The organism is Variovorax sp. 01T439_2 (genome assembly GCF_056398445.1).
In genome coordinates this window covers 1-6,210 of sequence record NZ_JBFTPJ010000329.1, presented here as the reverse complement: position 1 = coordinate 6,210, position 6,210 = coordinate 1, and the positions used below count along the sequence as shown (strand labels likewise).

At 67.4% G+C, this 6,210-nt stretch carries 5 protein-coding genes and 2 pseudogenes; 6 read left to right on the top strand and 1 reads right to left on the bottom strand.

From position 1 onward, the window contains the following. The 4 genes and pseudogenes from AC1DOC_RS16670 to AC1DOC_RS16655 form a co-directional block, all read left to right on the top strand. Positions 1-186 (top strand): annotated as a pseudogene (locus AC1DOC_RS16670) (glucose 1-dehydrogenase); the annotation flags it as partial. Between the two features lie 262 nt (positions 187-448). Then, positions 449-1,042: a DsbA family protein gene (locus AC1DOC_RS16665; RefSeq protein WP_478083896.1), complete on the top strand. Its 594-nt coding sequence runs from the start codon at positions 449-451 to the stop codon at positions 1,040-1,042. A 60-nt stretch (positions 1,043-1,102) separates the two neighbouring features. Further along, on the top strand, positions 1,103-1,867 hold the full coding sequence (locus tag AC1DOC_RS16660; protein WP_436042438.1) for an enoyl-CoA hydratase: 765 nt from the start codon (positions 1,103-1,105) through the stop codon (positions 1,865-1,867). A 195-nt stretch (positions 1,868-2,062) separates the two neighbouring features. Beyond that, complete coding sequence (locus AC1DOC_RS16655; protein WP_478079534.1) at positions 2,063-3,169, top strand: ABC transporter substrate-binding protein; 1,107 nt, start codon at positions 2,063-2,065, stop codon at positions 3,167-3,169. 10 nt (positions 3,170-3,179) lie between these two features. Here AC1DOC_RS16655 and AC1DOC_RS16650 read toward each other — a convergent pair whose 3' ends face one another. Continuing rightward, a complete protein-coding gene (locus AC1DOC_RS16650) occupies positions 3,180-3,605 on the bottom strand; it encodes an acyl-CoA thioesterase (protein ID WP_012745975.1) in 426 nt (141 codons plus the stop codon). Positions 3,606-3,646: 41 nt separating this feature from the next. On the opposite strand from AC1DOC_RS16650, the gene AC1DOC_RS16645 reads away from it, so the two are divergent. After that, positions 3,647-5,524, top strand: a complete 1,878-nt coding sequence (locus tag AC1DOC_RS16645; protein ID WP_478079533.1) for an ABCB family ABC transporter ATP-binding protein/permease — start codon at positions 3,647-3,649, stop codon at positions 5,522-5,524. Between the two features lie 28 nt (positions 5,525-5,552). Further along, positions 5,553-6,210: pseudogene (locus AC1DOC_RS16640) on the top strand (NAD(P)-dependent oxidoreductase); the annotation flags it as partial.

Genomic DNA, 6,210 nt, shown 5'->3' with positions numbered 1-6,210 from the left:
GTGGTCGATGGCGCCATCGACACCGAGTTCATCCRCAGCAATTTTCCCGAGCGCTATGCGCTGAAGCAGAGCGACGGCATCCTGAACCCCGAGCACATCGCCGACAGCTACTGGATGCTGCACTCGCAGCCGCGCGACGCCTGGACGCACGAGCTCGATCTGCGGCCTTGGTCGGAGAAGTTCTGAGATGATTTCGGGCGCTTCGATTCATCGAGTTGGATGTCGTTCAGGGCGCGCTCCCGCCGACGGGGTACCTTGCTCCGCGAATGTCCCCCGGCCTGCGGCCTCCTCCTTGATTTCGCTGCGCAAGGCACCCCATCAGCGGGAGCGTTATGCGGAGCGGTCGTTGATCAGTGGTACACCACGAGCGTGCCCTGTGCACACGCCCTGAACAACGGCGTCCCGAACAACAGCGCCAAAAACGAGCGCACCCCATAAGGAGATCCCAATGACAAAGACCGTCGAGTTCTATTTCGACTTCGGCAGCCCCGCCGCCTACCTCGCCGCCACGCAGTTGCCCCACGTGTGCGCCGACACCGGCGCCGAGCTGGTGTGGAAGCCCATGCTCCTGGGCGGCGTGTTCCAGGCCACCGGCAACCGGTCGCCGGCCGAGGTCGTGCCCAAGGCGCCGTACATGACCATCGACCTGCAGCGCTTTGCCAAACGCTATGGCGTGCCCTTCGTGCACAACCCGCACTTCCCCATCAACACGCTGCTGCTGATGCGCGGCGCGACAGGCCTCCAGATGAAGGAGCCGGCACGCTTTGGCGCATACGTCGGTGCCGTCTTCCACGCGATGTGGGTCGAGCCGAAGAACATGAACGACCCCGCCACCGTTGGCGCCGTGCTTCAGAATGCGGGCTTCGACGCCGCCGCCTTGCTCGCGCTGGCCGGCACACAGGAAGTGAAGGACCGCCTGAAGGCCGTCACGCAGGAAGCGGTGGCGCGCGGCGTGTTCGGCGCGCCCACCATGTTCGTCGGCGACCAGATGTTCTGGGGCCAGGACCGCCTGGATTTCGTGCGCGAAGCCCTCGACGCCTGACCACTGCGCCACCCTCCAGGCAAACAAACAGACAAACCGTTTTATCCAAGGACCATTCCCATGAGCGACATCCTCGTCCACACCGAAGCCGGTGTGATGACCCTCACCTTCAACCGCGTCGACAAGAAGAACTCCATCACCGGCGGCATGTACGGCGAGCTCGCCGACGCACTGGCCGCGGCCGAGGGCGATGCGGCCGTGCGCTGCGTGCTGATCCAGGGCGATCCCACCATCTTCAGCGCGGGCAACGACATCGGCGACTTCCTCAACGCGCCGCCCGCCGGCAAGGATTCGCCGGTGTTCCGCTTTTTGCGCGGCATCGCGGCCTTTCCCAAGCCCATCGTGGCGGCGGTCTGCGGCCCGGCCGTGGGCATCGGCACCACGATGCTGTTCCACTGCGACCTGGTCTACGCGGGCGACAACGCGGCGTTCTCGATGCCTTTCGTGAACCTGGGCCTGTGCCCCGAGGCAGCGTCGAGCCTGCTGGTGCCGCAGATGCTGGGCTACCACCGCGCAGCCGAGGCGCTGCTGCTGGGCGAGCCCTTCATGGCCGAGGCCGCGCTCGAAGTCGGCCTGGTCAACCGCATCGTGCCGCCGACCGAAGCCAATGCCATCGCGCAGGTGCAGGCCCGCAAGCTCGCGGCCAAGCCGCTGAGCGCGCTGGTCGAGACCAAGCGCCTGCTGAAGAAGGCGCAGATGCCGGCCGTGCTCGAGCGCATGGACGAAGAAGGCGCGAGCTTCGGCCGCATGCTGCGCGAACCCGCCGCGCGCGAGGCTTTCGGCGCCTTCATGGAGAAGCGCAAGCCCGATTTCTCCAAAGTCTGAGCGCGTTTCCACGCTTGCCGGCCCACGGCGCATGCGTACACTGCTGCCGTGCAAGTTTTCGAGACACGATCGTCGGCAACGCCCACCCAGCGTGCGAATGATGCTACTGAAAAAGTAGCAATCGGCACCACGCGCAGGCGTACTTTAGGCCTGCTCGCGGGCACCCTGGCCGCGCCTTCGCTGGCCCTGGCCCGCGTGCGGCCGCTGCGCATCGGCGTCATCGGTTCCTGGTCGGGCCCTTATGCCGCGGGCGGACGCCAGTTCGATGCCGGCATGTCGGTCTGGCTCGCGGCCCACAACCAGCGCATCGCGGGGCGCCCGGTCGAACTGCTGCGCCGCGACGTGCCCGGCAGCGCGCCCGAGCAGGCGCGCCGCCATGCGCAGGACCTGGTGGAGAGCGAGCGTGTCGACCTGCTCGCGGGGCTGGACTTCAGCTCCAACGCCTACGCCGTCGGCGCCGTGGCCACGCAGGCCAAGGTGCCGCTGCTGGTGATGAATGCGGCTTCCTCGGGCATCACGGCGCGCTGCCCGTTCGCGGTGCGCGTGTCCTTCACCATCGCGCAGGTCACGATGCCGCTGGCGCGCTGGGCGATCCAGCAAGGGCTGCGCGATGTCTGCACCGTGGTGGCCGACTATGCCTCGGGCGTCGATGCCGAAAGCGCCTTCGTCTCGGCCGTCACCGCCGGCGGCGGCCGCATCGGCGCGATGCTGCGCGTGCCGCTCAACACGCTGGACTATTCGGCCTACATGCTGCGGCTGCGCGAGCTCAGGCCGCAGGCGGTGTTCTTCTTCCTGCCTTCGGGCCAGATGCCCGCCACCTTCCTCAAGTTCTGGCGCGACCGCGGCATGGCCGACACCGGCATCCGCCTGCTCGCGACCGGCGACGCCACCGACGACCACTACCTCGAAGGCATCGGCGAGCTGGCCGATGGCCTCGTGACCAGCCACCACTATTCGTTTGCCCACGAATCGGCGGCCAACCGCCGCTTCACGGCCGCCTTCGAGACCGAGTACGGCAGCCACCTGCGGCCTGGCTATTTCGCGGTGGCGGCGCACGATGCGCTCGCGGCGGCCGACGCCGCGATGAGCTCGCCGGCCGCGCGCGGCGGCCTGAATGGCGAACGGCTGGTGGACGCTTTCCGGGGCCTCCAGCTCGAGAGCCCGCGCGGCCCGATCGAGATCGACGCCCACACGCGCGACATCGTGCAGGCCGTCTACATCCGCCGCACCGAGCGGCTCGACGGGCGCTGGGTCAACCGCGAGTTCGAACGCTTCGAGCGGGTGCGCGAGCCGGCGCTGTGAGCGCGCGTGCTCAGGGTTGCTGCTCGATCGGCCGGGGCCGGCCGTTGTCGTCGATGGCCACGTAGGTGAAGGTCGCCTGCGTCACCTTGATGTATTCGCCCTGGGCGCGGAAGCGCTCGGCAAAGACCTCGACCGTGACCGTGACCGAGGTGCGGCCGATGCGCACCAGCTTCGAATAGAACGAGAGGATGTCGCCCAGCCGCACCGGCTGCTTGAAGATGAATTCGTTGACCGCCACCGTGGCCTGGCGGCCCTTGGCATAGCGCGCCGGAATGACCGAGCCGGCCAGGTCGCACTGCGCCATGACCCAGCCGCCGAAGATGTCGCCGTTGGCGTTGCAGTCCGCCGGCATCGGAATGACCTTGAGCACCAGCTCCATGTCGGTGGGCAGGCTCTTGAGGGTCGCGGCGGCGGCGGTGCTGGAAATATCGGACATGGGCACAATCTGGACAAACTAAGCAACCACGATTGTCCCTCATGCGCCGCAGCGGCGAAGCCCTACCTCCTCCCCCCCACAGCGCCACCGGCCATGCGCCGGCGCGCAGCGACCGCTCCGACTGGGCGACGCTGCGCCGCCTTTTCCCCTATCTCTGGCAGTACAAGTGGCGGGTGATCGCCGCGCTCGGCTTCATGGTGGGCGCCAAGGTGGCCAACGTGGGCGTGCCGGTGCTGCTCAAGAACCTGATCGACACGATGACGCCCAGGCCGGACATGGCGCAGGCGCTGCTGATCGTGCCCATCGGGCTCCTGCTGGCCTACGGGCTGCTGCGCTTTTCGACCGCGCTCTTCGGCGAGCTGCGCGAGCTGATCTTCGCCAAGGCCACCGAGGGCACGGCGCGGCAGATCGCGCTGGAGGTGTTCGGCCACCTGCATTCGCTGAGCCTGCGCTTCCACCTGGAGCGCCAGACCGGCGGCATGACGCGCGACATCGAGCGCGGCACGCGCGGCGTGCATTCGCTCATCTCGATGTCGCTCTACAGCATCGTGCCCACCATCATCGAGCTGGCGCTGGTGCTCACCATCCTGGGCGTGAAGTTCGATTCGCTGTTCGTCTGGATCACGGGCGCGGCGCTGGTGCTCTACATCACCTTCACGGTCACCGTGACCGAGTGGCGCACCCAGTTCCGCAAGACCATGAACGAGCTCGACTCCATGGCCCAGAGCCGCGCGGTCGATTCGCTGCTGAACTACGAAACCGTCAAGTACTTCAACAACGAGGAATTCGAGGCGAAACGCTACGACGCCAGCCTGGACCGCTACCGCAAGGCCGCCATCAAGAGCCAGCGCACGCTGAGCATGCTCAACACCGGCCAGCAGCTGATCATCGCGACCAGCCTGGTGCTGATGCTCTGGCGCGCCACCTCGGGCGTGGTCGAAGGGCGCATGACGCTGGGCGACCTGGTGATGGTCAACGCCTTCATGATCCAGCTCTACATTCCGCTCAACTTCCTGGGCGTGATCTACCGCGAGATCAAGCAGAGCCTGACCGACCTGGACAAGATGTTCGTGCTGATGGAAAAGGAGCGCGAAGTGCGCGATGCGCCCGGTGCGCAGCCGCTGTCTTTGCTCCCTCTCCTTCCGGGAGAGGGCAGGGGTGAGGGCGGCGGCGTCGACCCCACCATCCGCTTCGAGGACGTGAGCTTCGCCTACGAGCCCGACCGGCCCATTCTCAAGCACGTGAGCTTCGAGATCCCGGCCGGCAAGACGGTGGCTGTGGTCGGCCCCTCGGGCTCGGGCAAGTCGACGCTCGCGCGGCTGCTCTACCGCTTCTACGACGTGCAGCAGGGCCGCATCACCATCGGCGGGCAGGACATCCGCGAAGTGCAGCAGTCCAGCGTGCGCCGCGCGATCGGCATCGTGCCGCAGGACACGGTGCTGTTCAACGACACGGTCGAATACAACATCGCCTACGGCCGCCCCGGCGCCACGCGCGAAGAGGTGGAAGGCGCGGCCCGCGCCGCGCGCATCCACGACTTCATCGCCGCCACGCCCAGGGGCTATGAAACCACCGTGGGCGAGCGCGGCCTCAAGCTGTCGGGCGGGGAAAAGCAGCGCGTGGCCATTGCGCGCACGCTGCTGAAGAACCCGCCGATCGTGATCTTCGACGAGGCCACCTCGGCGCTCGATTCGGCCAACGAGCGCGCCATCCAGTCGGAGCTCAGGAGCGCCGCGCAGGACAAGACCACGCTGGTGATCGCGCACCGCCTCTCGACGGTGGTCGATGCGCACGAGATCCTGGTGCTCGAGGCGGGCGTGATCGTCGAGCGCGGCACGCATGCCGAGCTGCTTGCGAAGCAGGGCCGCTATGCGCAGATGTGGGCTTTGCAAAAGAGCGAAGCCACGCCGCTGATGTAGCCCGCCTATTTTTTGATATCGATGAGGAATTGCCGAGCACGGCAAGAAATTCCGCGCGGTGCTGACCATCGGCGTGATCGGCATCACGCCCGAAGAAATTGCGGCCATGCCGGCGCTCGAGCTGATCTGCTGCCTGGGCGCTGGCTACGAAGGCGTGCCGCTCGAAGTGACGCGTGCACGCGGCATTGCCACCGCCAATGGCGCCGGCACCAACGACGACTGCGTGGCCGACCATGCCTTCGGCCTTTTGATCGGCATCGTGCGCGAGTTCCGCAAGCTCGACCGGCTGTGCCGCGAAGGCGTGTGGCGCGAAGCCATTCCGCAGCCGCCGAACGTGTCGGGCAAGAAGCTCGGCATCCTGGGGCTCGGCACCATCGGCCAGAAGATCGCCAAGCGCGCGGCCGCCTTCGACATGGAGATCGGCTATCACAACCGCAAGCCGCGCGAAGGCGCGGCGCACCGCTACTTCGGCGACCTGAAGTCGCTGGCGGCCTGGGCCGATTTCCTGGTGCTGGCCGCGCCGGGCGGGCCGGCCACGCGCCATCTCGTGAATGCCGAAGTGCTCGATGCGCTCGGGCCGCAGGGCTACCTGGTCAGCATCGGGCGCGGCAGCGTGGTCGATACCGAGGCGCTGGCGGCGGCGCTGCGCGAGCACCGCATTGCAGGCGCGGGACTCGATGTGTACG

Excerpts from the sequence above, each read along its gene's own strand:
- AC1DOC_RS16665 (WP_478083896.1), top strand. The coding sequence starts at position 449 with ATGACAAAGACCGTCGAGTTCTATTTCGACTTCGGCAGCCCCGCCGCC.
- AC1DOC_RS16660 (WP_436042438.1), top strand. The coding sequence starts at position 1,103 with ATGAGCGACATCCTCGTCCACACCGAAGCCGGTGTGATGACCCTCACC.
- AC1DOC_RS16650 (WP_012745975.1), bottom strand. The coding sequence starts at position 3,605 with ATGTCCGATATTTCCAGCACCGCCGCCGCCGCGACCCTCAAGAGCCTG.
- AC1DOC_RS16645 (WP_478079533.1), top strand. The coding sequence starts at position 3,647 with ATGCGCCGCAGCGGCGAAGCCCTACCTCCTCCCCCCCACAGCGCCACC.